The organism is Streptomyces sp. NPDC048461 (assembly GCF_055587105.1).
The window spans coordinates 178261-203338 of record NZ_JBVJGW010000004.1 but is presented as its reverse complement, the minus strand read 5'-3'; the positions used below and the strand labels follow the sequence as shown (position 1 = coordinate 203338).

24 protein-coding genes are annotated in these 25078 nt (G+C 71.8%); 14 read left to right on the top strand and 10 right to left on the bottom strand.

Annotated features, from left to right (window positions below; genetic code table 11):
• Positions 1–42 precede the first annotated feature (42 nt).
• Positions 43–693, top strand: a complete 651-nt coding sequence (locus ACZ6S8_RS09105; RefSeq protein WP_469453904.1) for a GntR family transcriptional regulator — start codon at positions 43–45, stop codon at positions 691–693.
• Positions 690–2060: an MFS transporter gene (locus tag ACZ6S8_RS09100; protein WP_469453902.1), complete on the top strand. Its 1371-nt coding sequence runs from the start codon at positions 690–692 to the stop codon at positions 2058–2060. Before ACZ6S8_RS09105 ends, ACZ6S8_RS09100 begins: the two co-directional genes overlap by 4 nt.
• Positions 2061–2122: 62 nt before the next feature.
• On the opposite strand, the gene ACZ6S8_RS09095 is transcribed toward ACZ6S8_RS09100, so the two are convergent.
• Entirely contained in the window at positions 2123–2947 is an 825-nt protein-coding gene (locus ACZ6S8_RS09095; RefSeq protein ID WP_469453900.1) for a maleylpyruvate isomerase family mycothiol-dependent enzyme, read from the bottom strand.
• A gap of 150 nt (positions 2948–3097) precedes the next feature.
• On the opposite strand from ACZ6S8_RS09095, the gene ACZ6S8_RS09090 reads away from it, so the two are divergent.
• Positions 3098–3877, top strand: a complete 780-nt coding sequence (locus tag ACZ6S8_RS09090) for a carbon-nitrogen family hydrolase (protein ID WP_469453898.1) — start codon at positions 3098–3100, stop codon at positions 3875–3877.
• Between the two features lie 111 nt (positions 3878–3988).
• Here ACZ6S8_RS09090 and ACZ6S8_RS09085 read toward each other — a convergent pair whose 3' ends face one another.
• Positions 3989–4486, bottom strand: coding sequence for an LURP-one-related/scramblase family protein (locus tag ACZ6S8_RS09085; protein WP_469453896.1), 498 nt, complete (start codon positions 4484–4486; stop codon positions 3989–3991).
• 32 nt (positions 4487–4518) lie between these two features.
• Between ACZ6S8_RS09085 and ACZ6S8_RS09080 the strand changes: the two genes are divergently transcribed.
• From ACZ6S8_RS09080 to ACZ6S8_RS09070, 3 genes are all read left to right on the top strand, one after another.
• A complete protein-coding gene (locus ACZ6S8_RS09080) occupies positions 4519–5319 on the top strand; it encodes an ATP-grasp domain-containing protein (protein ID WP_469453894.1) in 801 nt (266 codons plus the stop codon).
• A 156-nt stretch (positions 5320–5475) separates the two neighbouring features.
• A complete protein-coding gene (locus ACZ6S8_RS09075; protein WP_469453892.1) occupies positions 5476–5997 on the top strand; it encodes a DUF4240 domain-containing protein in 522 nt (173 codons plus the stop codon).
• Positions 5998–6157: 160 nt separating this feature from the next.
• A complete protein-coding gene (locus tag ACZ6S8_RS09070; protein ID WP_469453889.1) occupies positions 6158–7708 on the top strand; it encodes a recombinase family protein in 1551 nt (516 codons plus the stop codon).
• 172 nt (positions 7709–7880) lie between these two features.
• Here ACZ6S8_RS09070 and ACZ6S8_RS09065 read toward each other — a convergent pair whose 3' ends face one another.
• Positions 7881–8369 carry a hypothetical protein gene (locus ACZ6S8_RS09065; RefSeq protein ID WP_469453888.1) on the bottom strand — a complete coding sequence of 163 codons (489 nt, stop codon included), beginning with the start codon at positions 8367–8369 and terminating at the stop codon, positions 7881–7883.
• A 293-nt stretch (positions 8370–8662) separates the two neighbouring features.
• Here ACZ6S8_RS09065 and ACZ6S8_RS09060 point away from each other — a divergent pair, with 293 nt between their 5' ends.
• Complete coding sequence (locus tag ACZ6S8_RS09060; protein ID WP_469453886.1) at positions 8663–10522, top strand: NHL domain-containing thioredoxin family protein; 1860 nt, start codon at positions 8663–8665, stop codon at positions 10520–10522.
• A gap of 108 nt (positions 10523–10630) precedes the next feature.
• Here the strand turns inward: ACZ6S8_RS09060 and ACZ6S8_RS09055 are convergent, their stop codons facing one another.
• From ACZ6S8_RS09055 to ACZ6S8_RS09035, 5 genes are all read right to left on the bottom strand, one after another.
• Positions 10631–11923 carry a M18 family aminopeptidase gene (locus tag ACZ6S8_RS09055; protein WP_469453885.1) on the bottom strand — a complete coding sequence of 431 codons (1293 nt, stop codon included), beginning with the start codon at positions 11921–11923 and terminating at the stop codon, positions 10631–10633.
• A gap of 102 nt (positions 11924–12025) precedes the next feature.
• Entirely contained in the window at positions 12026–12763 is a 738-nt protein-coding gene (locus ACZ6S8_RS09050) for a hypothetical protein (protein WP_469453883.1), read from the bottom strand.
• Positions 12764–12933: 170 nt separating this feature from the next.
• Positions 12934–14760 carry an acyl-CoA dehydrogenase gene (locus ACZ6S8_RS09045; RefSeq protein ID WP_469453881.1) on the bottom strand — a complete coding sequence of 609 codons (1827 nt, stop codon included), beginning with the start codon at positions 14758–14760 and terminating at the stop codon, positions 12934–12936.
• Between the two features lie 295 nt (positions 14761–15055).
• Entirely contained in the window at positions 15056–15424 is a 369-nt protein-coding gene (locus ACZ6S8_RS09040; protein WP_469453879.1) for an ATP-binding protein, read from the bottom strand.
• Positions 15421–15636 carry a hypothetical protein gene (locus ACZ6S8_RS09035; RefSeq protein ID WP_469453877.1) on the bottom strand — a complete coding sequence of 72 codons (216 nt, stop codon included), beginning with the start codon at positions 15634–15636 and terminating at the stop codon, positions 15421–15423. Before ACZ6S8_RS09035 ends, ACZ6S8_RS09040 begins: the two co-directional genes overlap by 4 nt.
• A gap of 119 nt (positions 15637–15755) precedes the next feature.
• On the opposite strand from ACZ6S8_RS09035, the gene ACZ6S8_RS09030 reads away from it, so the two are divergent.
• The 5 genes from ACZ6S8_RS09030 (at position 15756) to ACZ6S8_RS09010 (ending at position 18932) form a co-directional block, all read left to right on the top strand.
• Positions 15756–16607, top strand: a complete 852-nt coding sequence (locus ACZ6S8_RS09030) for a helix-turn-helix domain-containing protein (protein WP_469453875.1) — start codon at positions 15756–15758, stop codon at positions 16605–16607.
• Positions 16588–16881 (top strand): DUF397 domain-containing protein, encoded by a 294-nt coding sequence (locus tag ACZ6S8_RS09025; protein WP_469453873.1) that lies wholly within the window; start codon positions 16588–16590, stop codon positions 16879–16881. Before ACZ6S8_RS09030 ends, ACZ6S8_RS09025 begins: the two co-directional genes overlap by 20 nt.
• Positions 16882–16948: 67 nt before the next feature.
• Positions 16949–17410, top strand: a complete 462-nt coding sequence (locus ACZ6S8_RS09020) for an SseB family protein (protein WP_351273972.1) — start codon at positions 16949–16951, stop codon at positions 17408–17410.
• A 53-nt stretch (positions 17411–17463) separates the two neighbouring features.
• The gene (locus ACZ6S8_RS09015; RefSeq protein WP_469453871.1) at positions 17464–18423 is read left to right on the top strand and encodes an ArsR/SmtB family transcription factor; all 960 of its coding nucleotides are present in this window, start codon (positions 17464–17466) and stop codon (positions 18421–18423) included.
• A gap of 131 nt (positions 18424–18554) precedes the next feature.
• The gene (locus ACZ6S8_RS09010; RefSeq protein ID WP_469453869.1) at positions 18555–18932 is read left to right on the top strand and encodes a hypothetical protein; all 378 of its coding nucleotides are present in this window, start codon (positions 18555–18557) and stop codon (positions 18930–18932) included.
• 61 nt (positions 18933–18993) lie between these two features.
• Here ACZ6S8_RS09010 and ACZ6S8_RS09005 read toward each other — a convergent pair whose 3' ends face one another.
• On the bottom strand, positions 18994–19485 hold the full coding sequence (locus ACZ6S8_RS09005) for a hypothetical protein (protein ID WP_469453867.1): 492 nt from the start codon (positions 19483–19485) through the stop codon (positions 18994–18996).
• Between the two features lie 155 nt (positions 19486–19640).
• On the opposite strand from ACZ6S8_RS09005, the gene ACZ6S8_RS09000 reads away from it, so the two are divergent.
• Complete coding sequence (locus ACZ6S8_RS09000) at positions 19641–20600, top strand: pirin family protein (protein ID WP_386525738.1); 960 nt, start codon at positions 19641–19643, stop codon at positions 20598–20600.
• A 156-nt stretch (positions 20601–20756) separates the two neighbouring features.
• Here the strand turns inward: ACZ6S8_RS09000 and ACZ6S8_RS08995 are convergent, their stop codons facing one another.
• Positions 20757–22967, bottom strand: a complete 2211-nt coding sequence (locus ACZ6S8_RS08995) for an ATP-binding SpoIIE family protein phosphatase (protein WP_469454331.1) — start codon at positions 22965–22967, stop codon at positions 20757–20759.
• A gap of 137 nt (positions 22968–23104) precedes the next feature.
• Here ACZ6S8_RS08995 and aspS point away from each other — a divergent pair, with 137 nt between their 5' ends.
• Entirely contained in the window at positions 23105–24931 is a 1827-nt protein-coding gene (gene aspS / locus ACZ6S8_RS08990) for an aspartate--tRNA ligase (RefSeq protein WP_469453866.1), read from the top strand.
• Positions 24932–25078 lie beyond the last annotated feature (147 nt).

The window sequence follows — 25078 nt, the reverse complement described above, 5'->3', positions numbered from 1 at the left end:
CCGGGCGCCGGCTTGCACCCCTGTTGTATCTATGCTGTGCGCATGCCAGCCGCCAGCAGTACCGTGACCGCCGCCGACCGGGTCTACCGGCACGTCAAGGAAGGCGTGCTCGACCGGCGCTACGAAGGCGGCACCCTCCTCACCGAGGGCGAACTCGCCGACGCCGTGGGGGTGTCCCGCACGCCGGTCCGCGAGGCGCTGCTGCGCCTGGAGACCGAGGGGCTGCTGAAGCTCTACCCGAAGAAGGGCGCCCTGGTCCTGCCGGTCTCCGTGCAGGAGATCACCGACGTCCTCGAAACCCGGCTGCTGGTCGAGGAGTTCACCGTACGCCGGGCCGTGCCCGCGCCCCCCGGGCTGCTGGACCGGCTCGCGGCGCTGCTGGAGGAGCACCGCCGGCACGCCGCCTCGGGAGACCTGCCCGCGCTGATGGCGGCCGACCGGGGCTTCCACGCCGAGATCGTGCGCAGCGCCGGCAACCAGATCCTGTGCCGCCTCTACGACCAGCTCCGCGACCGGCAGCTGCGGATGGGCGTGGCCCTGCTGCACGCCCATCCGGACCGGGTGGAGCGCACGCTGGCCGAGCACGCCGAGATCCTCGACGCGCTGCGGTCCGGGGACGCGGAGACGGCCGCCGCGGCGGTCCGCGGCCACATCGGCCGGGTCGAGGCACTGGTCCGGGGGCCGGGCCGATGAGCACCCGTTCGACGAGCCCCGGGCCGGTCGTGAAGGACCCCCCGGGCGGGCGCAGGGCCGTCGCCGTCTGGTCCATCGGCGTCGCCGTGTACTTCGTCGCGGTGATCTTCCGCACCAGCCTGGGCGTGGCCGGCCTCGACGCCGCCGACCGCTTCCACGTCAACGCCTCGGCGCTGTCCGCCTTCTCCCTCCTCCAGCTGCTGGTCTACGCGGGCATGCAGATACCCGTCGGCCTGATGGTGGACCGGCTCGGCACCAAGAAGGTGCTGACGCTCGGCGCCGTCCTGTTCACCGCCGGACAGCTCGGCTTCGCGCTGTCCCCGTCGTACGGGATGGCCCTCGCCGCCCGCGCCCTGCTGGGCTGCGGCGACGCCATGACCTTCATCTCCGTACTGCGGCTGGGCACCCGGTGGTTCCCGGCCCGGCGGGCGCCGCTGATGGCGCAGCTCGCCGGGCTCGTCGGCATGGCGGGCAACCTGGTCTCCACGCTGGTGCTGGCGCCCGTACTGCACGGCGTCGGCTGGGTCGCGGCGTTCGCGGGCAGCGCGGTGGCGGGGCTGGTCGTCCTGGTCCCGCTGGTGCTGTTCCTGCGGGACCACCCGGAGGGGTACGGACCGCCGCCGCGGGAGCGCGAACGGGAACGGGAACGGGAGCCGGGGAAGGGCGCGGGGGCCGGCGGGGGGTTCGTGCGCCGCCAGATCACCGCGTCCTGGCGGGAGCCCGGCACCCGGCTCGGCCTGTGGGTGCACTTCACCACGCAGTTCCCGGCCATGGTGTTCCTGCTGCTGTGGGGCATGCCGTTCCTCGTGGAGGCGCAGGGGCTGTCGCGCACCACCGCGGGCGGGCTGCTGACGCTCGTCGTCGCCTCGAACATGGCGCTGGGGCTGATCTACGGGCAGCTCGTCGGCCGCCGCCAGTCCGCGCGGCTCCCGCTCGCCCTCGGCACGGTCGGGCTGACCGCCTCGCTGTGGGCCGCCGTCCTCGTCTACCCCGGCGACCGGGCCCCGATGTGGCTGCTCGTCACGCTCTGCCTGGTGCTCGGCACCTGCGGGCCGGCCTCGATGATCGGCTTCGACTTCGCCCGTCCGGCCAACCCGGCGGAACGCCAGGGCACCGCCTCCGGCATCACGAACATGGGCGGCTTCCTCGCGACGATGACCACCCTGCTGGCGGTGGGCGTGCTGCTGGACGCCACCGGCGACAACTACCGCATCGCCTTCTCCACCGTGTTCGTCCTGGAGGCCGTGGGCGTCAGCCGGATCCTCGGGCTCCGCGGCCGTGCGCTGGCCCGCGAACGGGAGCTGCGCGCACCGGTGCCGGCTCCGACCGGCCCCGCCGCGGCGGCTCCGGAACCCGCGCCGGCCTGACGGCCACGCCATCAGGGGCCACGGCGTCAGGGGCTACGGTCCGACGGCTCCGCGGTCGGGGGCTACGGGGTGACGGCGAACTGCGTCAGGATCGCGTCCGCCAGCTCGGCGTCGCCCTCCACCTTCACCCGGTCGGCGACCGCGTGCGGCCGCACACGGCCCGCCGCCAGCCGTACGTACGTCTCCCAGTCCATGGCCAGCGTCACGGCCGGGCCCAGCGAGGGCGCCTTGTCGAGCGTGCCCCGGCCCTGCGCGTCGACCCGTACCGTCCGCATGAACTCCAGCTGCCCGTGCACGTCGAGCACCACGGCCGAGTTCGCGGGCGCGCCGGCCTTCTTCGCGACGACCTTCGGCAGCCCGGACAGCAGCATGTCCTGCGCGACGTGCGCGCCCGGCGCGTCCCAGTTCCCGGGCCGGCCCAGCGCCTGGCGGAGGTCCTGCTCGTGCACCCACACGTCGAAGGCGCGCATCCGCAGCGCCTGCTCCAGCGACACCTGGTCCCCGAGCGGCCCCCGCACCATCGTGGCCGGATCCCGCTTCTCGTTGCGCAGCTGCCGCATGCGCCGGATGACGGTGTACTCCAGCTCCGAGGTCATCTCCGGCGCGGTGTGGTGGCGCCGTACGTCGACCTGCACCTCCATGTACCGGGTGAACTCGTCGACCACGTGCCGCAGGTCCCGCGCCACGGTGTGGATCGGCCGCGGGTCCCCGAGCTGCTCGCACTCGATGCCGATGATGTGTGACACCACGTCACGGACCGACCAGCCGGGGCACGGGGTCGCCCGGTTCCACTCGCCCTCCGGCAGCGGGAGGACCAGCTCGGATATCGCCTCGATGGAATGCGTCCACGCGTCGGCATAGGGCTGAAGGCTGGGATGGACGGTCAACGGGACCCCTCGCGGTGCTGTTCAGTGGCGCGTTTTCGGAAGCTGCGGGCTTGGTTTCCAAAACTACGCTGCCGGTGAGCACCCCGGCAGTGCTTTCGTGTGACGATCGTAGGCCCGAGTTGACGGCTTGAAAGCCAGGACGGTGGTAGTGTGCGCGCCTCGCTGATCCAAATCGCGGTGAACGACGGTGAGTCGGTGACGGCCCGGCGGTCCCGGGCGGCCGACCTCGTACGGGAACAGGCGGGTTCCGACCTCGTCGTGCTGCCCGAACTGTGGACCGTGGGGGCCTTCGCCTACGAACAGTTCGAGACGGAGGCCGAGCCGCTGGACGGCCCGACCTTCGAGGCCATGTCCAAGGCGGCGAGCGACGCCGGAGCGTGGCTGCACGCCGGCTCGATCGTGGAGCGGGCGGGCGACGGCTCGCTCTACAACACCGCCCTCGTGATCTCCCCGGCGGGCGAGCTGGCCGCCACGTACCGCAAGATCCACCGGTTCGGCTTCGACCAGGGCGAGGCCGTGCTCATGTCGCCGGGCGACTCCCTGACGACGGTGGCCCTGCCGGAGCAGACCCTCGGCATCGCCACCTGCTACGACCTGCGCTTCCCGGAGCTGTTCCGCGGCCTGGTCGACGCCGGGGCGACGACGCTGGTCGTCGCGGCGGGCTGGCCGGCGCGCCGCCGCTCGCACTGGACCCTGCTCAGCCGGGCCCGGGCCGTGGAGGACCAGGCGTACGTCCTGGCCTGCGGCCTCGCCGGCACCCACGCGGGGGTCGAGCAGGCCGGGCACAGCCTGGTGGTGGACCCCTGGGGCGAGGTCCTGGCGGAGGCGGGGCCGGGCGAGGACGTGCTGACCGTGGACCTGGACCCGGCGAAGGTCACGGAGACCCGCGCCCAGTTCCCCGCCCTGAAGGACCGCCGCCTCCCCCACTGACCCGCCGGCCGTGGTGCCGGGCGCCCGGGGGACGGCCTCCGGGCGCCGGTCACCGGGCCGCCCGGTCACCCGGCCGCCCGGTGCCGCCGGCCCGGGGCGCCGGTGGTCCGGTCAGGCGTCGTCGTCGCGTTCCTTCTCCGCCATGCGGATCACGCACACCGCCACCGCGATCAGCAGCGCCGCGTCCGCGTCCTCCCGGATCACGTCGACCGCGTAGGTCTCGCGCACCCGGTACCACTGCCGCGAGATCAGCGCGAGCAGCTCCCCCTCGTACTCGACCTTGAACTCGCGGTCCAGGATCCGCCCGCTGACGTCCAGCTCCGTGCCCTCGACCAGGGTTACGCGGAAGTGGTTGCGCAGCAGCGAGAACCGCTTCCGGCGGATCACCGCGAGCCGTTCCTCGTCCCGCTCCAGGGTCATCGCGTCGCGGAAGGAGAACAGCTTCTCCCGCAGGGTGATCAGGATCTGCCCGTCGGGGTCCTTCAGCTCCAGCTTGTCCTTGACCCGCAGCGCCTTCCCGTCGACGAGGAAGGCGTGGCGGCCGTTCTCGTCCTCGATCCAGTAGTCGTCGCCGAGGGCCAGCATTTTGTCCCGTACGAGGTATTTCATGCGCTGATCCGTGCCCGCGATAGGTTGCTGTCATGCCTCTGCTCTACGTGACCGACCTGGCGTACCCGGCGCGCGGCCGCCGCTACTGCGACGAGGACATATTCCTCACCTCCCGGCTTCGGGCCCACTTCGACGTGGCCCTGTGCCATCCGGGGGACGCCCGCGCCCTGATGTCCGGCTTCGACGCGGTCGTCGTCCGCAACAGCGGGCCGGTCCTGCACTACCAGGAGGCCTACGACGCCTTCCGGTCCGCCGCGCTCGCCGCCGGAACGCCCGTCTACAACCCGCTCACCGGCCGCGGCGACATGGCCGGCAAGCAGTACCTGATCGACCTCACGGCCGCCGGCTACCCCGTCATCCCGACGGTCGACGACCCCGCCCGCGTCGGCGAGCTGCCGCAGGTGGCCGAGTACGCGGTGAAGCCGAAGCAGGGCGCCGACTCCATCGGCCTCACCTTCACCGCGACCCCGCAGGGCACGGCGGGGGAGATCCTCGTCCAGCCGCGCATCGACTTCGCGTACGAGGTGTCCTTCTACTTCGTCGACGACGCCTTCCAGTACGCCCTGTACGCCCCCGACCCGGCCCGCCGCTGGGAGCTGACGCCCTACGAACCGACCGCGGCGGACCTCGACTTCGCCCGTGCGTTCATCGCCTGGAACACCCTCGACCACGGCATCCAGCGGGTGGACGCCTGCCGGGCGCCGTCGGGCGAGCTGCTGCTGGTGGAGCTGGAGGACCTCAACCCGTACCTCTCGCTCGACCTGCTCCCCGAACCGGTCCGGGACTCCTTCGTCGAGGCCTTCGCCCGCTCCCTCCACGCCTTCGGCGCCTGACCCCCGGCCTGACCCCCGGCCTGACCCCCGGCCTGACCCCCGGCCTGACGCCCGGCCTGACGCCCGGCCTGACGCCCGGCCTGACGCCCGGCCTGACGCCCGGCCTGACGCCCTGCGGCGGGTCGTGATGTCAGACCCGGCTGCGAGGCTCCCCCCATGGACAAGCAGACGCTCTGGAAGCTGATCGGCACGGCCCGCGCGGAGGCCGGTCCGGACGAGGTCGCGGCGCGCACGGCGCAGCTCCTGGCGGCCCTCCCGGAGGGGGAGATCGCGGCCGCCCAGCAGGTGCTGTGGGACCTCCTGGCGGACTCCTACCGCAGTCCGCTCCGGGCCGCGGCGTACGTGATCAACGGCGGCTGCTCGGACGACGGCTTCGACCGCTTCCGCGGCTGGCTCCTCACGCAGGGCGAGGCCGTCTTCACCGCGGCCCTGGCGGACCCGGACTCCCTGGCCGAGCTCCCGGCGGTCCGCGAGGCGGCCCGCGAGGGCTTCGGCCTGGAGGACGAGCGGGCCCTCACGATCGCCTGGACCGCGTACGAGTGCGCGACGGGCCGCGCCTTCCCGGCGGACTCGTTCACGATCGCCTACCCGCCGCCGGACCCGGCCTGGGACTTCGACTTCGGCGACAGCCCGCAGACCGCAGCCCGCCTCCCCCGCCTGAGCGCCCTCTTCCACTGACCCGCGGCGCGCGCTCAGAGCCCGCTGGTGTCCAGCTCGATCCCGAACGGCTCGGGCAGCCGACACGCTTCATACCCTTGCCGGCCTGCGAGGAGGAGGTGCCGTTCTCGATTTTTCGGAGTCGGCAACAGGCCACCGAATGTGTAGTCACACTGAGCGTGTGCATCAAGACACGATCTGTGACCTGTATCTCCGCCTGTCCCTTGACCGGGACGGCAAGACCGCAATCGAACGGCAGGAAGCCGACTGCCGTGCCTGGGCCGAAGGCAGTGGACTGACCGTCCGCAAGGTGCACGTAGACAGAGGGCGCTCCGGGTACAGGACCGTTCAGCGCAAGGGCTTCGATGCCGCGCTGGCGGCAGTCACGGCGGGTGTCGTCGGCACGCTGATCGTCTGGAAGCTGGACCGGCTTTCGCGCAAGGGCATCGGGCAGGTGGGCAGGGTGCTCGACGACATCGAGAAGGCCGGCGCCCGTCTCGTCTCGGTTCTGGACGGTCTCGACACCTCGAACGACTCGGCGCGCATGGCCGTCGCGATGCTCGCCGAGCTCGCCCGGTCCGAATCGAAGAATCTCGGTACGCGCGTCGGCCACGCCAAGCGCTACCTCCGCAGCAGGGGCCAGTGGATCGGCGGACAGGCTCCCTACGGGCTGCTCATCGACGAGAAGACCAAGAAGCTCGTCCACGACCGGGAGCATGCCGTCTACGCCCGCCTGATCGCGGACGAAGCGCTTGCCGGAACATCGTTGGTCAAGATTGCCCGACTCCTCAACGAGTACGAGATCCTGTCGCCCAGGGGCGGCCAGTGGAACGCGGCCAGCATCATGCAGCTCCTGCGTTCTCCGGCCTTCGCCGGTCTGATGCCGGAATCCGAGACGGTCGAGACGGGCGACGGCGAGCGGAAGTACACGGGCAGGGTCTTTCCGTACCGGGATCCCCAGACGCTCGACACGGTTGGGAGCGGCGAGGGGATCATCACGGTCGGAGAGCGTGAACTGATCATCCGAACGCTGGAATCCAGAACGTTCGTCCATGCGGGAAGGCGGCGCCCGAAGCCCGGGGGAACAGCGCTGCTCACAGGGCTTGTCTACTGTGCGGTTCCTGGCTGCGGTCGCCGGATGCACCGTGTGGGCGGCAGTTATCAGTGCATGGCGCGTCGCGCGGGCAACCAGTGTGTCGGAGCGTCGGCGCTGGCTGAGGCGGTTGACCAGTACGTGACCGAACAGTTCCTCACCAAGCTTCCGGCGCTCGAACCGGACGATCCGCTGCTCGCCGCGATCGCGGATCGCTGGATGCACCGTGTGGACCCGGAGGCCTTCGCGAAACGCGATGCGCTCACTGCGGAGATCCAGGACGAGGAAGCCCGCCTGGCTGATCTGGAGGAAGCACGCTACGTGCGTGGTGAGTTCAGCGGTGCGGCAGCCGCGGAACGCTACAACCGGCTTTCAGAGCGCCTGAAGGGACGTATCGACGGCCTCCGCGGTGATCTCCACAGGCTCCCCTTGCCGTGCGTCGACGTGTCTCCCATGCGCGATGGCGTCATCCTGCGCGGGGCATGGACGGACGCGACGAACGAAGACCGGCGCGAACGACTGTCGCTTGCCATGGACCGCGTTGAGGTGAGCAAGGGGATACGCGGGCAGAGGATCATCCCCGAGCAGCGCATTCGGATTCATTGGGCGGAGCTGACCATTACTGACACCGCTGTGTGAGCGTCACCGAGCACCCCGCCGCCGGTCTCCGATTGGCATGACGAAGTGCGCAGCGCCGGGAGGACCGCCTCTGGGGCGACGAATCCACGGTCAGCGCCTGCATTGTGGAACCCGGGAACCACATATATCCCGGGACGTCGGCTTCACCGTGGGGCGGTACTGCGGTACGTGATCAGTCGCGGACCTGGTGCTCCACACGGTGGCGGATGTACTCGTCCGGATGGGACCGGCCTATCGACACCGCCGTGTCCACCAGGTCGTGCAGCTCCGGCGAGTACGCCTCCTTTCGGAGCGACAGGCCCGGCAGGATGCAGCGCCGGACGTCCAGGTGCTCATTGCCGACGAACTCCCGCAGGGCAGCCTCGTTCCACTCGACCCGTACGGCCGAGCCGGCTTCGGACTGCGCCCGGCCGGTGGCGGCGGCTCCCTCGGCCCGTACGAGGGGCATCCGCAGTGGCAGGGCTGACCAGTACCAGGCCCGCGCGGCGCCCGCGCGCTCAAGGTCCGTGCCGGTCCGCAGGTACCCGAGCAGCGCGGATTGGACGCGGCTGTGTCCGAACCCGTTCAGAGCCGGCTCGATGAAGCCACGGTTGGAACTGGGGTTGGGGTCGTGGACGGCCGCCTGGACGAGTGCGTCGAGCGCTCCCTCGGACAGGTCCATGCCTTGGCGGCAAGCCTCACGCAGCGCCGCCCGAGCGCGGTGCTCCCTGGTCAGGGGTCCACCCGGCTGAGGCTCGGGAGCGATGGCGAGCCCGAGGATCCGAACGACCTCCTCCAGAGACGTGGCGAATGGCTCCCGCTCGTCCTCGGTGCGGTTCGGCAGCGCCATGAAACTCTGTTCCGTCCGCGCCGTCTCACCGGCAGTCGTCTCGTTCCCGTCCGCATTCATTCGTCGCTCTCCCCCGGCCGTACGCGTGTGATCCGGTGTTTACACCCGGATGGCAAGCTTGAAGCATGAACGATGCCGTCCCGGCGCCCACCCCCGCGCCCGCACCCCGCCGTGCCCGTGTCCGTGCCCCCGAGCTGATCGGCAAGGGCGGCTGGCTCAATACTGGGGGCGAAGAGCTCACCCTCGCCGACCTGCGAGGTAAGTGCGTTGTTGTTGATTTTTGGACCTTTTGCTGCATCAACTGCCTCCACGTCCTCGACGAGCTCCGTGAGCTGGAGGAGAAGCACCGCGACACCGTCGTGATCATCGGCGTGCACTCGCCGAAGTTCGTGCACGAGGCCGAGCACGCCGCCGTCGTCGATGCCGTCGAGCGGTACGAGGTGCACCACCCCGTGCTCGACGACCCCGAGCTCGCCACCTGGAAGCAGTACGCCGTACGGGCCTGGCCCACGCTCGTCGTGATCGACCCCGAGGGGTACGTCGTCGCCCAGCACGCCGGCGAGGGGCACGCGCACGCCATCGCGCGGCTCGTCGAGGAGCTGGAGGCCGAGCACGAGGCCAAGGGGACGCTGCGGCGCGGGGACGGGCCGTACGTGGCGCCCGAGCCGGTGGCGAGCGACCTGCGGTTCCCCGGGAAGGCGCTGCTGCTGCCCTCGGGGAACTTCCTGGTGTCCGACTCGACGCGGCACCAGCTGGTCGAGCTGGACGCCGACGGGGAGCGCGTCGTGCGCCGCATCGGCAGCGGCGAGCGCGGGTTCGGCCCGGATGCCTTCAGCGAGCCGCAGGGGCTGGCGCTGCTGCCCGACGGGACGGTCGTCGTCGCCGACACCGTCAACCACGCGCTGCGCCGCTTCGACCCCGCCACGGGGACCGTGGAGACCGTCGCCGGCACCGGGCGCCAGTGGTGGCAGGGCTCGCCGACCTCCGGGCCGGCCCTGGAGGTCGACCTGTCCTCGCCGTGGGACGTCGCCTGGTGGCGGGGCCGGGTGTGGATCGCCATGGCCGGCGTCCACCAGCTGTGGACCTGGGACCCGGAGACCGGGACGGTCGGGGTCGCGGCCGGCACGACCAACGAGGGGCTGCACGACGGGCCCGCAGCCGAGGCCTGGTTCGCGCAGCCGTCCGGGCTCGCGGCCGCCGGGGACCGGCTGTGGGTCGCCGACCCCGAGACCAGCGCCCTGCGTTACGTCCACCCCGCCGATGGTGACGCCGACGGCGGCGGGTACGCCGTCACCACCGCCGTCGGCACCGGACTGTTCGACTTCGGGCACCGGGACGGCGACGCCGCCCAGGCGCTGCTCCAGCACCCGCTCGGGGTGACCGCCCTGCCCGACGGCTCGGTCGCGGTCTGCGACACGTACAACCACGCGCTGCGCCGCTACGACCCCGCCACCGGCGAGGTCACCACCCTGGCGACCGATCTGCGCGAGCCGAGCGACGCCGTCCTCGTCGGCGGGGACATCGTCGTCGTCGAGTCGGCCCGGCACCGGCTGACCCGGCTGCGGCTGCCCGAGGAGGCCGTACGGGTCGACGCCGTCGCGCACCGCACGCAGCGGGCGGCGACCGAGGTGGCGCCCGGCACGCTCCGCCTCGACGTGGTCTTCCGGGCGCCGGCCGGGCAGAAGCTGGACACCCGCTACGGGCCGTCCACCCGCCTGCTGGTCTCCTCGACCCCGCCGGAGCTGCTGGCGGGCGGCGACGGGGCCGGTACGGACCTGTTCCGGGAGCTGGAGCTGAACCCGGAGGTCACCGAGGGCGTCCTGCACGTCTCCGCGATGGCCGCGTCCTGCGACGACGACCCGGCCAACGAGTACCCGGCCTGCCACGTCCACCAGCAGGACTGGGGCGTGCCGGTGACCGTCACGGCCGGCGGGGCGACCCGGCTCCCCCTCGTCCTCGCCGGCATGGACGACGACGAGGCGTAGGCGGACCACGGGCCCGTACGACGCGACCCCGCCCCGTACGACGCGACCCCGCCCCGGACACCGAGTCCGGGGCGGGGTCGCGTCCTTGCGCGAGGGGGGCGTCGGGCGTCAGCCCTCCAGGAAGGCCACCAGGGCGTTCGCCAGGAGGAACGGGTCGTCCGCGCCGCACAGTTCGCGGGCGCTGTGCATCGACAGGATCGCGACGCCGATGTCCACCGTCTGGATGCCGTGGCGGGCGGCCGTGATCGGGCCGATCGTCGTGCCGCACGGCATGGAGTTGTTGGAGACGAACGCCTGCCACGGCACGCCGGCCCGCTCGCAGGCGCTCGCGAACACCGCGCGCCCGCTGCCGTCCGTCGCGTACCGCTGGTTGACGTTGACCTTGAGGATGGGGCCGCCGTTGGCACGCGGGTGGTGCGACGGGTCGTGCCGCTCCGCGTAGTTGGGGTGCACGGCGTGCCCGGTGTCCGAGGAGAGGCAGATGGTGCCGGCGAAGGCCCGCGCGCGGTCCTCGTAGGAGCCTCCGCGGGAGAAGACTGAACGTTCCAGCACGTTCCCCAGCAGCGGGCCGTCGGCGCCCGTGTCCGACTGCGAGCCGTTCTCCTCGTGGTCGAAGGCGGCCAGCACCGGGATGTGGTCGAGCGCCTCGGACGTGGAGACGGCGGCGAGCGCGGCGACGCCCGCGTGCACGGACAGCAGGTTGTCCATGCGCGGCCCGGCCAGCAGTTCGCGGTCGCGGCCGAGGTAGGAGGGCGGCTCGATCGAGTGGACCATCAGGTCCCAGCCGGCCACCGAGCCCTGCGGCAGGCCCTCTTCCTCCTCCAGGAAGGCGATGAGGTCGCCCTCCTGGACCTCGCCCAGACCCCAGATCGGCTGCATGTGACGCTGCTTGTCCAGCTTCAGGCCGTCGGTGTTCACCGACCGGTCCAGGTGCACGGCGAGTTGGGGGACGCGCAGCAGCGCTCTGTCCACGTTCACCAGGCGCTCGGTGCCGTCCCGCAGGGTCAGCCGGCCGGCCAGGCCGAGGTCCCGGTCCAGCCAGGTGTTGAGCAGCGTGCCGCCGTAGATCTCCACGGCGATCTGCCGCCAGCCCTGCGAGCCGGTGTCGGGCAGCGGCTTGACCCGCAGGTTGGGGGAGTCGGTGTGCGCGCCGATGATCCGGAACGGGGTGTGCGCGGACGCGCCCTCCGGGACGTACCAGGCGATGAGCGCGCCGCCGCGGAGCACGAACTTGCCCCCGGTGCTCGCGTCCCAGGCGTCCGTTTCCGACAACTGCCTGAAGCCTGCCTTTTCCAGCCGCTCGGCCGCATTGGCCACGGCGTGGTACGGCGACGGACTGGCCGTCAAAAAGGTCATCAGATCGTCGGTGTGGCCGCGGTCGAAGCGGGCGGGAGAGCTCATGTGGTTCACCTTAACGACGGTCGTGTTCGCCATGGCCGGACTGCGGCTGATAGCCGAGAGGTCGGGGTCCGCGGGGTGTGTGATCTGCGGTCCCTTCGGTTCTCAGCCCGGCGGGCGCTCGAATCTGCGCTGCAGCTGCCTGCGCTCGCCCCGGCGGATGCGCGGGAGCATCTCCGGGGTCTGCGCGGAGCGCTGCGCGCGTCTCTTGCGTCCGGCGCAGAAGATACAGGCCTCGCCGGGCGGTGCGTCGGGGTCGATGGGGGCCCCGGGGTGCTCGGAGCAGCCCGAGGCGTTGCGGGGGCGGGACAGTTCGCGCGCGACGATGAAGGCGCGGTGCAGGTCGTCGGCGATGCGGACGAAGTCCTCGGCCGGTGAGGACAGGCCGAGGTGGAAGCGCTGGTCCTCGACGGTGCGCAGGCAGGTGCGCAGCGCCGTGAGGGTGTACGGGGGCTCCGGCACGGGATAGCCCAGGCGCCGCTGTTCCCCGGCGGGCGGGGTGGCGGCTCCGGGGCCGCCGCCGCGGCCGCGGAGTCCGAGGCGGCGCCGGTCGTTGCAGATGAGGCAGCGGCCCCAGCCGTCGGGGGCCTCGGGGTCGAGGGCGCCGTTGGGGTGCTCGGAGCAGCCGGTGTAGCTCTTGGCGGGGGCCAGCCCGGCGGCGGTCTGGAAGGCCACGTACAGGGCGTCGGCGATGCCGTCGTACTCGGCGGGGTGCGCGCCGTCGTACAGGTCGCGGAGGTGGTCGCCGAGGCTGCCCAGGCTCGCCTGCAGCTCCTTGAGGGCGTACGGCCGCCCGGTGGGGACGGAGTACCCCCTGCTGCCGTGCTGATCCTGTGGACTCATGTCTACGAGCGTCCCATGAACGACCGACAACGGGGAAAGCCGGTGCCCCGGAAGCCGTTCCCGCGCGGGTCGGGGGCCTGCGGGCCGGTGTCCGGGAGTACACCAGCGGCCGGGCCCCCGGTGGGGGGACCCGGCCGCTGTGCGTACACCGCGTACGTGTGTGGGGCTGCCTAGAAGGCGGCCTCGTCGAGCTCCATGAGGGAGTTGTCGACGACCTCGGCCAGCTGGCGCTGGACCGAGACGCCCGGCAGGACCTGCGCGGCGAAGAACTTCGCGGCGGCGATCTTGCCGGTGTAGAACGGCACGTCCTTGGCGGAGGCCGTGGGGAGCTTCTCGGCGGCCACGGCCGCGCCCTTGAGCAGCAGGTATCCGACGACGACGTCGCCGGAGGCCATCAGCAGGCGGGTGGTGTTCTGCCCGACCTTGTAGATGTTCTTGACGTCCTCGCCGGTGGCGGTGAGGTCGACGATCATCGCGCCGACGATGGCCTCCAGGTCGACGGCGGCCTTGGCGAGCGCGTCGCGGGCGCCGGCCAGCTCCTCGCCGCCGACGGCCTCGGCCAGGAACTTCTTGATCGTCTCGGAGAGGACGTTCAGCGAGGCGCCCTGGTCGCGGACGATCTTCCGGAAGAAGAAGTCCTGGCCCTGGATGGCCGTGGTGCCCTCGTAGAGGGTGTCGATCTTGGCGTCGCGGATGTACTGCTCGATCGGGTACTCCTGCAGGTAGCCGGAGCCGCCGAAGGTCTGCAGGGACTGGGCGAGCTGCTCGTAGGACTTCTCCGAGCCGTAGCCCTTGACGATCGGCAGGAGCAGGTCGTTGAGGCCGATCTCGGCGGAGGCGTCCTCGCCGTTCGCCTGCTTGAGCTGGATCTCGTCCTGGACGGAGGCGGTGTAGAGCACGAGGGCGCGCATGCCCTCGGCGTACGCCTTCTGCGTCATGAGCGAGCGCCGCACGTCGGGGTGGTGCGTGATGGTGACCTTGGGCGCGGTCTTGTCCATGAAGTTGGCCAGGTCCGGGCCCTGCACGCGCTCCTTGGCGTACTCCAGCGCGTTGAGGTAGCCGGTGGAGAGGGTGGCGATGGCCTTCGTGCCGACCATCATCCGGGCGAACTCGATGATCATGAACATCTGGCGGATGCCGTCGTGCTTGTCACCGATCAGCCAGCCCTTGGCGGGGTGCTGGTCGCCGAAGGTCATCTCGCACGTGTTGGAGGCCTTGAGGCCCATCTTGTGCTCGACGTTCGTGGCGTAGACGCCGTTGCGCTCGCCCAGCTCGCCGGTCTCCCAGTCGAAGTGGAACTTCGGGACGAGGAAGAGGGACAGGCCCTTGGTGCCGGGGCCGTGGCCCTCGGGGCGCGCGAGGACGTAGTGGAGGATGTTCTCCTCCATGTCGTGCTCGCCGGACGTGATGAAGCGCTTGACGCCCTCGATGTGCCAGGAGCCGTCCGCCTGCTCGACGGCCTTGGTGCGGCCGGCGCCGACGTCCGAGCCGGCGTCCGGCTCGGTGAGGACCATGGTGGATCCCCAGCGCTTCTCGACGGCGATCTCGGCGACCTTCTTCTGCGCCTCGTTGCCCTCTTCGTAGAGGATGCCGGCGAAGGCCGGGCCGGAGGAGTACATCCAGACGGCCGGGTTCGCGCCCAGGATCGTTTCTGCGAAGGCCCAGATCAGGGAGCGGGGCGAGGTGGTGCCGCCGATCTCCTCGGGCAGGCCCAGGCGCCAGTACTCGGAGTCCATGAAGGCCTTGTAGCTCTTCTTGAAGGACGCCGGGACGGGCGCGGTGTTCGTGGCCGGGTCGAAGACCGGCGGGGTGCGGTCGGCGTCCTCGAAGGAGGCGGCCAGCTCGTTCTCGGAGAGCTTGGTCATCTCGCTGAGGATGGTCTTGGCGGTCTCGGTGTCCATCTCGCCGAACGGGCCGGTGCCGTACAGCTTGTCGCGGCCGAGCACCTCGAAGAGGTTGAACTCGATGTCGCGGAGATTCGACTTGTAGTGCCCCATGGCGACGGCTCCGTTAAGGCTCGGTGAGACAGATTCCTCGTACATACCAATCGGTAACCTCATCATGCTACCCACCGGTAATAAGAACAACCCTTACCTGGCGACTGTGACCAGCATCAAGCCAGGAGAACCGCGGCGCCGCCGGAAGTCCAGGCCCGGGACGGGTCCGTCACACGAACTTCGAACGGCCCGGGGGCCGGGCCCCGGCCGTGCCGGGGGCTCCGGGGGCGTCTGCCCGTCCGTACCGGGGTCTCTGCCCCTCCGGCCCCGCGTCTCTGCCCGTCCGTTCCGTGGCCTACGGGTGGTGCAGCTCGGCCCACACGGTCTTGCCGGCCGGCGCGGGCCGCACGCCCCAGCGGGCGGCGACGGCGTCGACCACGGCCAGGCCGCGGCCGCCCTCGTCGCCGTCCAGGGCCCGGCGCAGGACGGGCCACAGCCGGGGGTCGGGGTCGCCGACCTCCAGGCGGGTGCGGCCCTCGGCCGTACGGGTGACGGCGAGGGTCACGGGTGTGCCTTCGCCGACGTGCAGGACGACGTTGCCGACCAGCTCGCTCACGCACAGCTGGAGGTCGTCGCAGGGCCCGCCGACGTGGGCCCGCACGGCCCGCCGCAGCCCGGCCAGCTCCTGCGGCAGCGCGAGCGCGGAGGTGTGGAACGGCCTCACCGCCCGGGCGCCCGGTTCAGCACGGCGGCGAGGGCCCGGGCGGTCCCGGGGTTGCAGCTGCCGAGCGCGATCAGCGGCGGGGTGGGGTGGCTCCCGGCGTAGGACGGCAGGTGCAGGTCGAGGGAGGGCAGGGTGATCCCGTGCGCGGCGAGCGCGCCGCGCAGCTCGGTGAGCGCCGCGATCGCTACGCGGTCGCCGGAGGGGTTGCTCATGGGGCGCTTCCGTTCCTGTGGCGGAGTGTGACGAACTGCTCACAGGGTGGGGTCGCGGTGCGTACCGTGGGAAGGGTTCCCAGTTGCGCTGGACAAGTGGCAAATGACGGTGGTGGGTTGTGCCCGCTCGTAAGGACCCTGACGCGTCGGCGAACGTTCCGTCGTTCTACGGTGCGGAGCTGCGCTACAAACGGGAGGCCGCCGGTCTCACGCTGGAACAGCTGGCGGACGAGAGCTTTCGGGGCGTTCCGTTCCTGAGCCAGATTGAGCGCGGCGAGCGCCGTATGCCGCTGGACCTGGCCCGGCACGTGGACGCGAAGCTGGGGACGGACGGGTTTTTCGAGCGGCGCTGTGAAGACGCGCGCAAGGCGAAGCAGTCCGACCATGCCGAATACTTCGCGGACGTCGCGGAGATGGAGCCGTTCGCGGAGACGATCGAGGAATGGGCGCCGATGCTCGTACCCGGTCTCTTGCAGACGCCCGACTACGCAGGGGCGATCGTGCGGGCCGCGATGCCTCGCGCGGCCGATGCGACGGTCGAGCGCCTGGTTGACGCACGGATGGGGCGGGCGAAGCTGTTCGACGGGGAACATCCACCGGAGTTCTGGGCGATCCTCGACGAGTCCGTGATCCGCCGGTCCGTGGTTCCACCGGTACAGATGGCCGAACTGTTGGAGCACATCCTCTCCACGGTCCGCCGGACTCGCGCCATTTTGCAGATCGTCCCGCACAACGCCGCTTCCCATTCCCTGATGATGGGGATGGCCAAGGTCATGACCTTCCTGGAGGCACCACCGGTGGTGTACGTGGAGAGTCTGCACAGCGGGCAGCTCATCGACTTTCCGGCCCTCGTGAAGGAGTACCGCAGGTCTTACGATCTGCTGAGGGCCGCCGCCATGCCGCCGGAGGCGTCTCTCACTCTTCTCGATGCTGCGGCAGAGGACTACCGAAATGGCAAGCACCGGCATTGACTTGACGTCCGCCTGCTGGCGCAAGAGCAGTTACAGCAACGGGACCGGTGGCGACTGCGTCGAGGTGGCTGAAGGGTTCTCAGGCGCCGCAGTCTGGCGCAAGAGCAGTTACAGCAACGGCAGCGGCGGCGAGTGCGTCGAGGTGGCCCACGGCTTCGGCGGGTTCGTGCCCGTCCGGGACTCCGCGCGGCCGCACGGGCCCGCCGTGGTCGTGTCCGCCGCCGCCTGGGTCCCCTTCGTACGGGCGGTGAAGGCGGGGGCTCCCTCCCGCTGAGCCCCGGCGGGACAAGGGTGGCCGGTACCGGCCGGTATGGCCGTGGGGGCTCGGTAGGGTGGGCCGCATGTACGGCTACGACCAGACTCCGGGCGCCCAGCAGCAGGGCTACGCGCAGCCCCCGCCCCAGCAGGGCTACGCGCAGCAGCCGCCGCTGTACCCCGAGCCCTCGCCGCCGTCGATCGCCGACGCGGTGCGCGCCTTCACGACCGGGCAGCTCGCCGCCGAGGACTTCCAGCAGATCTTCGCGACCTCGAAGGTCTACTGCCCGCGCGGTGACACCCCCGGCTTCCTGGCGCTGCACAACACGCAGCAGCCGGTCATCCCGATGTTCACCACGCTCAAGGAGCTGCGCCGGTACGCCGGCAAGGAGTCCAAGTACTTCGTGATCACCGGCGCCGAAGTGATCGACCTGTTGCCGACCGGCTACGGCTTCGTCCTCGACATGGAGGGCGACCACCGCATGGTCTTCGACGCGAAGGCCGTGGAGCAGATGGTCGACTTCGCGATGCGCCGCATGTACGGCTAGACACGGCCTGGGGACGGCGTAGCGGGCGGGGACGATCCGGCGGGGGGCGGACGATGCTCAGGGTGCACTTCACGGCCGAGGACCTGTTCAACGTCACCTTCGCGAGCGAACCGCTGCCGCTGGTGGAGCTTGCCATGGCCGTGGTCGCCGCGCAGCGCACGGACGAGTCCGCCGTCTTCGGGCGCTGGCGCAGCCGGGTCGGCCGCGACCTTCCCGGGCGGGCCGAGCCGTTGCTGGACCTGTTGCGGCCGGACGGCCAGAACCCGCAGTTCGTCGAGCCGTTCGCGCGCACCCTGGAGGAGGGGCTGGCCGCCGTACGGGAGGCGGGCCCGCTGCTCACCGTCGACGGCCTGGACCGCGCCGCCGCCCGCGCCCCCGGCAGCGCCTCCTGGCTGCGCGCGCTGTGGGGCCAGGACCGCGAGGCGTGGCGGGCGCTCGACACGGCGATCACGGCCGCGTACGAGACGGTCGTCGCCCCGCACTGGACGCGCATCCGGCAGTCCTTCCGCGCGGACGTGGCCTGGCGGACGCGCCTGCTGGCGGCGCACGGCATCAAGGCGTGCCTGGCGAGCACGCATCCGGAGGCCCGCTGGTCGGGCACCGTCTTCGAGGTCGGCGTACCGCCGGGGTACGAGGTCCACCTCGACGGCCGCGGCCTGCTGCTGATGCCCTCGCCGTTCTGGACGGGCCGGCCGCTGCTCGCCGAGGGTCCGGGCGGCCGCCCGCTGCTGATGTACGCGGCGCTGACGCCCCTGCCGCTGGTCGGGCCGGGCGCCGCCGAGGGGGCGCTGGACGCGCTGCTGGGGCGGACCCGGGCGGCCGTCCTCCAGCTGCTGGTCGAGCAGCGCACGACGAGCGAACTGGCCCGGGACCTCGACATCAGCCTGCCGTCGGTCTCGGAGCACACCCGCACCCTGCGGGCCGCCGGGCTGATCACGACGGAGCGGGACGGCAAGGCGGTCCTGCACTCGGCGACGGGCCTGGGCGTGGACCTCCTGCACAGCGGCGGCTGAGGCCCCGGGCCGGGGGGCCGCGGGCAGCTTTCGGGCACCGCCGAAAGGATCGCGGCGGCGGCCGCGGCCGCCGAACATCGGTGCTGCGGGGGACATCACGGGGCCCCGCGGCATCGAGCAGGGAGCAGGCAATGACGCGTAGGTCGTTCCGCACGAAGTTCGCCGCACTGGCCGCCACGGGGGTGATGGCGCTGGGTACGGGGGTCCTGGCGGCGTCCCCCGCCCAGGCGGACAGTTCGTTCGGATGCCCGTCGGGCGCCGTGTGCATCTACCTGGGGACGGACTGGTACCAGGCCGTTCCGACGTACCAGATGTTCTGGACCGCGAAGGTGCACAAGATCTACGGCCAGGAGGGACAGCACATCGTCTACAACAACCAGACCCACGGATGGACGGTCCGGCTCTGTTACGACGGGGCCGGCACCAACTGCGGACCGAAGATGCAACCCGGTGACGGCTGGCCGGTGAACCTGTCGCCGATCAACTCGATCAAGATCGAGAGGCCGTAGCCGACAGGCAGCGGTGTCACCGAAGCGGGCCGGGGATCTTCCCCGGCCCGCTTCGGCGCGTTCAGGAGGCGCGGCGGCGGCGCCACAGGGCCGCCGCGACCGCGGCGAGGGCCAGGGCCGCGGCGCCGTACGCGTACAGCGGCCCGAGGTCGGGGCGGTGCAGCAGGGAGAGGCGGATGCCCGCGAAGACGGGCAGGGCGATCAGCTGGCCGCCGCCCTCGAAGTCGGTGCCGGCGGTCGCCCAGCGCAGCAGCAGGTACGCGGCGAAGCAGAAGGCGCCCCACGCGCCGAGGTAGGGCCACGGCGAGCCGGGCAGCGGCCTCAGCGGCATGCTCGCCCCCCAGCGCGAGGCGGCGTACCCGGCGCCCACCGCGACGGCGGTGACGACGCAGGCCCAGCCGAGGACGCGCAGCGCCGCCGGCGGACTCCACCGGGCCGGGCCGGGAGCGGCGGAGTCGGCAGCGGCGGGGTGGGAGGCGGCCGGGTCGGATGGGGCGGGGTCGGATGGGGCGGGGGTGGCGGCGGCGCCGGTGGGGGGCGTGTGGATCTCCATGCCGGGACAGACGCTCCGGTGCGCGGCGCGGTTGTCATGCACCGTTCGGTGGCTCCGGAATCGGCCGGGAATGAACCACGCGGGGGCGCGGTTCAGTCGGGTGTGGCAGAAAGTTCGAGTTTCAACTAAACTCGACGCAGAAGGAGGTCCTGACCATGCCCGCAGTGACTGTTGAGAACCCGTTGACCCTTCCGCGAGTGGCCGAGCCCCAGGCCGCCGTTCCGCGCAAGGTGCTGGCCGTGACCACGGCCCCGGGCGGGTTCGAGGGTGAGGGATTCCCGGTGCGCCGCGCGTTCGCCGGGATCAACTACCAGTACCTCGACCCGTTCATCATGATGGACCAGATGGGCGAGGTGGAGTACGCGCCGGGCGAGCCGAAGGGCACCCCCTGGCACCCGCACCGCGGCTTCGAGACCGTCACGTACCTGATCGACGGAACCTTCGTCCACCAGGACAGCAACGGCGGCGGCGGAGTCATCAACGGCGGCGACACGCAGTGGATGACCGCCGGGTCGGGCCTCCTGCACATCGAGGCCCCGCCGGAGTCCCTCGTCGTGTCCGGCGGGCTCTTCCACGGCCTCCAGCTGTGGGTGAACCTCCCGGCCTCCGACAAGATGATGCCCCCGCGCTACCAGGACATCGGCGGCGGCCAGGTCCAGCTCCTGTCCACTCCGGACGGCGGCTCCCTGCTCCGCGTGATCGCCGGTGAGCTGGACGGTCACGAGGGTCCCGGCATCACCCACACCCCGATCACGATGATCCACGCGACCGTCACGCCGGGTGCGCAGATCACCCTGCCGTGGCGCGAGGACTTCAACGCGCTGGCCTACGTCATGGCCGGGCGCGGATCGGTGGGCGAGGACCGCAGGCCGATCAAGATCGGGCAGACCGCGGTCTTCGGCGAGGGCGGCTCCCTCACGGTGCGGGCGGACGAGTCCCAGGACTCCAACGCCCCGGACCTGGAGGTCGTCATCCTCGGCGGGCGCCCGATCCGGGAGCCGATGGCGCACTACGGGCCGTTCGTCATGAACAGCAAGCACGAGCTCCAGCAGGCCTTCGACGACTTCCAGGCCGGCCGGCTGGGCACCGTTCCGACCACGGAGCGCACGCGCTAGCCGTTCCCGGCCCCCCGGCAGTTCCACAGTTCCGCAGTCCGCACGACGGGTCCGGACGCCCCACCGGCGTACCGGGCCCGTCGGCGTACGCGGGCTCCGGCGCGCGGTGCGCGGTGCGCGGTGCGCGGTGCGCGGTGCGGGCGGCGGCGGCGAGGGTCAGTCCAGCGCGTCGGGAGCGGGCTTGGAGCGCTCGTACAGCTCGAACCAGATCGACTTGCCCTCGCCCCGCGGGTCCACGCCCCAGGTGTCGGCGAGCATCTCCATCAGCAGCACCCCGCGGCCGCTGGAGGCCATCTCGCCCGGCCGCCGCTTGTGCGGCAGCTCGTCGCTGGCGTCCGCGACCTCGACGCGCAGCCGCCGCACGCCCAGCTCGCCCACCGCCTCCGCCACGAGCAGCGCGTCGCCGTCCGTGTGCACGAGCACGTTCGTCACCATCTCGGAGACCATCAGCACCGCCGAGTCCACCTGGTCGGCGTCCGCCCAGTCGTGCAGCAGCTCCCGGACCTGGCGGCGGGCGCCCGAGATCCGCTCCGGCTCGGCCTGGGCCACGGTCAGCATCGTGCGGCGGGACGGCCGGACCGGGTGCGCCGCCGTGCCGCAGCCGCAGTTCTCGCTCTCGCGGCACAGCAGCACCACGGCTATGTCGTCCTCGCGGCGGTCCGCGAGCGGGCCCGTCGTGTGGTGCGAGGACGGGCCGTGCACGGCCTGGACCAGCAGGTCGGCGAGCTTCTCCAGGTGCCCGGCGTCGGGGCCGGCCGACTCCCCGTCCGCGCCGCCCGGGCCCGTGGACGGCCACGGGTCGGACTCCAGGACCGCCCGCAGCCGCGCCCAGCCCGTGTCGAGGTCGTGCCCGCCGGTCTCGATGAGCCCGTCGGTGCAGAGCATCATCGTCTCGCCGGGCTCCAGGGCGAACCGGGTGGTGGGGTAGTCCGTATCGGGCACGATCCCGAGCGGCAGCCCGCCCGCCGTGGGGCGCATCAGGACGGTGCCGTCGGCCATCCGGACCGCCGGGTCGGGGTGACCGGCGCGGGCCACCTCCAGCATGCCGGTCTTCGGGTCGCACTCCACGTACAGGCAGGTGGCGAAGCGGGGACTGTGGAAGTCGGCGTCGTCGTAGGGCTCCGCGCCGGAGTCGGGCCCCTGGGAGGAGCCCAGCCCGGCGAGGAAGCGGGAGGCCCGGGAGAGCACCGCGTCGGGCCGGTGGCCCTCGGAGGCGTACGCCCGCACCGCGATCCGCAGCTGGCCCATCAGGCCGGCGGCGCGGACGTCGTGGCCCTGGACGTCCCCGATGACCAGCGCGAACCGTCCCGAGGGCAGCGGGATCATGTCGTACCAGTCGCCGCCGACCTGGAGCCCGCCGCCGGTGGGGACGTACCGGGCGGCGATGGTCATGCCCGGGATCTCCGGCCCGAGCTGCGGCATCATCGACCGCTGGAGGCCCGTGGTGAGCTCCCGCTCGGATTCGGCCACCCCGGCGCGCTGGAGGGCCTGGGCCAGCATCCGGGCCACGGTCGTCAGGACCGAGCGCTCGTCGGGGGAGAAGGACACCGGGTGCTTGAAGGCGGCCATCCAGGCGCCCATGGTCCGCCCTGCCACGATCAGCGGCAGGAAGGCCCAGGAGGTGCGGTCGAAGCGCTGGGCGAGCGGCCAGGTGACCGGGAAGCGCCGTTTGTAGTCCTCCGGCGTGGGGAGGTAGATCGCCCGGCCGGTACGGACGACCTCCGCGGCCGGGTAGTCCGTGTCCATCCGCATCTCCGTGAACGGGCCCTCGTCGCCGGGACCGTGCCCGTGGTGCCCGATCACCGACAGCCGCTCGCCGTCCACGCCGAAGACGGCCAGTCCGTCCGGACTGAAGCCCGGCATCGACAGCGAGGCCGCGACCCGCAGCACCTCGGCCGTCGACCGCGCTTCCGCGAGCGCCCGCCCCGCGTCCAGCAGGAAGGCCTCGCGGGAGCGCCGCCAGTCCCCGGTGATCGGGGTGTGGGCCGCCGTCGTGCCCGGCTGGGGCTCGGCGATCTCCTGGATCGTGCCGATCAGCTCGTAGTCGACGCGGCCGCCCTCGGCCCGGCTCTCCAGCGCCTTGGAGCGGCTGCGGACCGTCCGCAGGACCCGGCCGTCCTCGTCCATGATCCGCAGGCGGGCCTCGGCGAGGGTGTTCTCGGCGACGGCCAGGCTCACGATGCCGTTGATCTCGTTCCAGTCCACCGGGTGGAACCGGGACCGTACGGCGACCTCCGGCAGGACGACGGGCTCGGCGGGCAGCCCGAGGAGCCGGGCGGCCTCGGCGTCGAGCGTGACCGTCCCGGAGGCGTTGTCCCATCTCCACAGGCCGGTCGCGATGGCGGCCAGGACGTCCTCGGTGCGCACCCGGTCATCTTTACAGGTCATCCCCCCGACGTGCCTGTTCGCCCACCCCCTGCGGGCGGGCCCGCGCGGGGTCCCGCCCGGACGGTAACCTTGGGACGGTTGAATCCACCCTGGTATCCCGTAGAACTGGATGACTGATGCATCGGTACAGGTCCCACACGTGCGGCGAGCTCCGTGCCTCCGACGTCGCCTCCGACGTCCGGCTGAGCGGCTGGCTCCACAATCGTCGAGACCTGGGCGGCATCCTCTTCATCGATCTGCGTGACCACTACGGCATCACGCAGCTCGTCGCCCGCCCCGGCACCGCGGCCAACGAGGCGCTGAGCAGCGTCTCCAAGGAGACGGTCGTCCGCATCGACGGCAAGGTCGTCTCGCGCGGCGCGGACAACGTCAACCCCGAGCTGCCCACCGGCGACATCGAGATCGAGGTCTCCGACGTCGAGGTGCTCGGCGCGTCCGCCCCGCTGCCCTTCACGATCAACACCGACGACGGGGTGAACGAGGAGCGGCGCCTGGAATACCGCTTCCTCGACCTGCGGCGCGAGCGCATGCACCGCAACATCATGCTGCGCTCGGCCGTCATCGCGTCGATCCGCTCGAAGATGGTGGCCCTCGGCTTCAACGAGATGGCGACCCCGATCCTCACCGCGACCTCCCCCGAGGGCGCCCGTGACTTCGTCGTGCCGTCCCGCCTGAACCCGGGCAAGTTCTATGCGCTGCCGCAGGCCCCGCAGCAGTTCAAGCAGCTGCTGATGATCTCCGGCTTCGACCGGTACTTCCAGATCGCGCCCTGCTTCCGCGACGAGGACGCCCGCGCCGACCGCTCGCCGGGCGAGTTCTACCAGCTCGACGTCGAGATGTCCTTCGTCGAGCAGGAGGACGTCTTCCAGCCGATCGAGCGCCTGATGACCGAGATCTTCACGGAGTTCGGCAAGGGCCGCGAGGTCACCTCCCCGTTCCCGCGGATCCCGTTCCGCGAGTCGATGCTGAAGTACGGCAACGACAAGCCCGACCTGCGCGCCAAGCTGGAGCTCGTCGACATCACCGACGTGTTCGCGGGCTCGGAGTTCAAGGCGTTCGCCGGCAAGCACGTGCGCGCGCTGGCCGTCCCGGACACCGCCGGACAGCCGCGCAAGTTCTTCGACGGCCTCGGCGAGTACGCGATCTCGCTGGGCGCCAAGGGCCTGGCCTGGGTCCGCGTGGGCGAGGACGGCGCGCTGACCGGCCCCATCGCCAAGTTCCTCACCGAGGAGAACGTCAAGGTCCTCACCGACCGGCTGGGCCTGGCGGCCGGCCACGCGGTGTTCTTCGGCGCCGGCGAGTTCGACGAGGTCTCCAAGATCATGTCGGGCGTCCGCGTCGAGGCGGCCAAGCGCGCGGGCCAGTTCGAGGAGAACGTCTTCCGGTTCTGCTGGATCGTCGACTTCCCGATGTACGAGAAGGACGAGGAGACCGGCAAGATCGACTTCTCCCACAACCCCTTCTCCATGCCGCAGGGCGGCATGAAGGACCTGGAGGAGAAGGACCCGCTCGACATCCTGGCGTGGCAGTACGACATCGTCTGCAACGGCATCGAGCTGTCCTCCGGCGCGATCCGCAACCACGAGCCCGAGGTCATGCTGAAGGCCTTCGAGATCGCCGGCTACGAGGCGGAGACCGTCGAGCGCGAGTTCGCCGGCATGCTGCGCGCGTTCCGCCTCGGCGCCCCGCCGCACGGCGGCATCGCCCCGGGCGTGGACCGCATCGTGATGCTGCTGGCCGACGAGCCGAACATCCGCGAGACCATCGCCTTCCCGCTCAACGGCAACGCCCAGGACCTGATGATGGGCGCGCCGACGGTGCTGGAGGAGGCCCGCCTGCGCGAGCTGAACATCGCGCTGCGCAAGCCGGTCGAGACGAAGGCCGCCGCCGAGCGGCCGGTTTCCGACGCCGTGACCCCGGACGCCGGGTCGCCGCGCGGCTGATCCGTCGGCCCGGCCGGTCCGTACGGGGCCGGCCGGGGGGGGGGGGGGGGGGGGGGGGGGGGGGGGGGGGGGGGGGGGGGGGGGGGGGGCGGGGGGGGGCGGGGGGGGGCGGGGGGGGGCGGGGGGGGCCGCCCGGGGGCCCGGGGG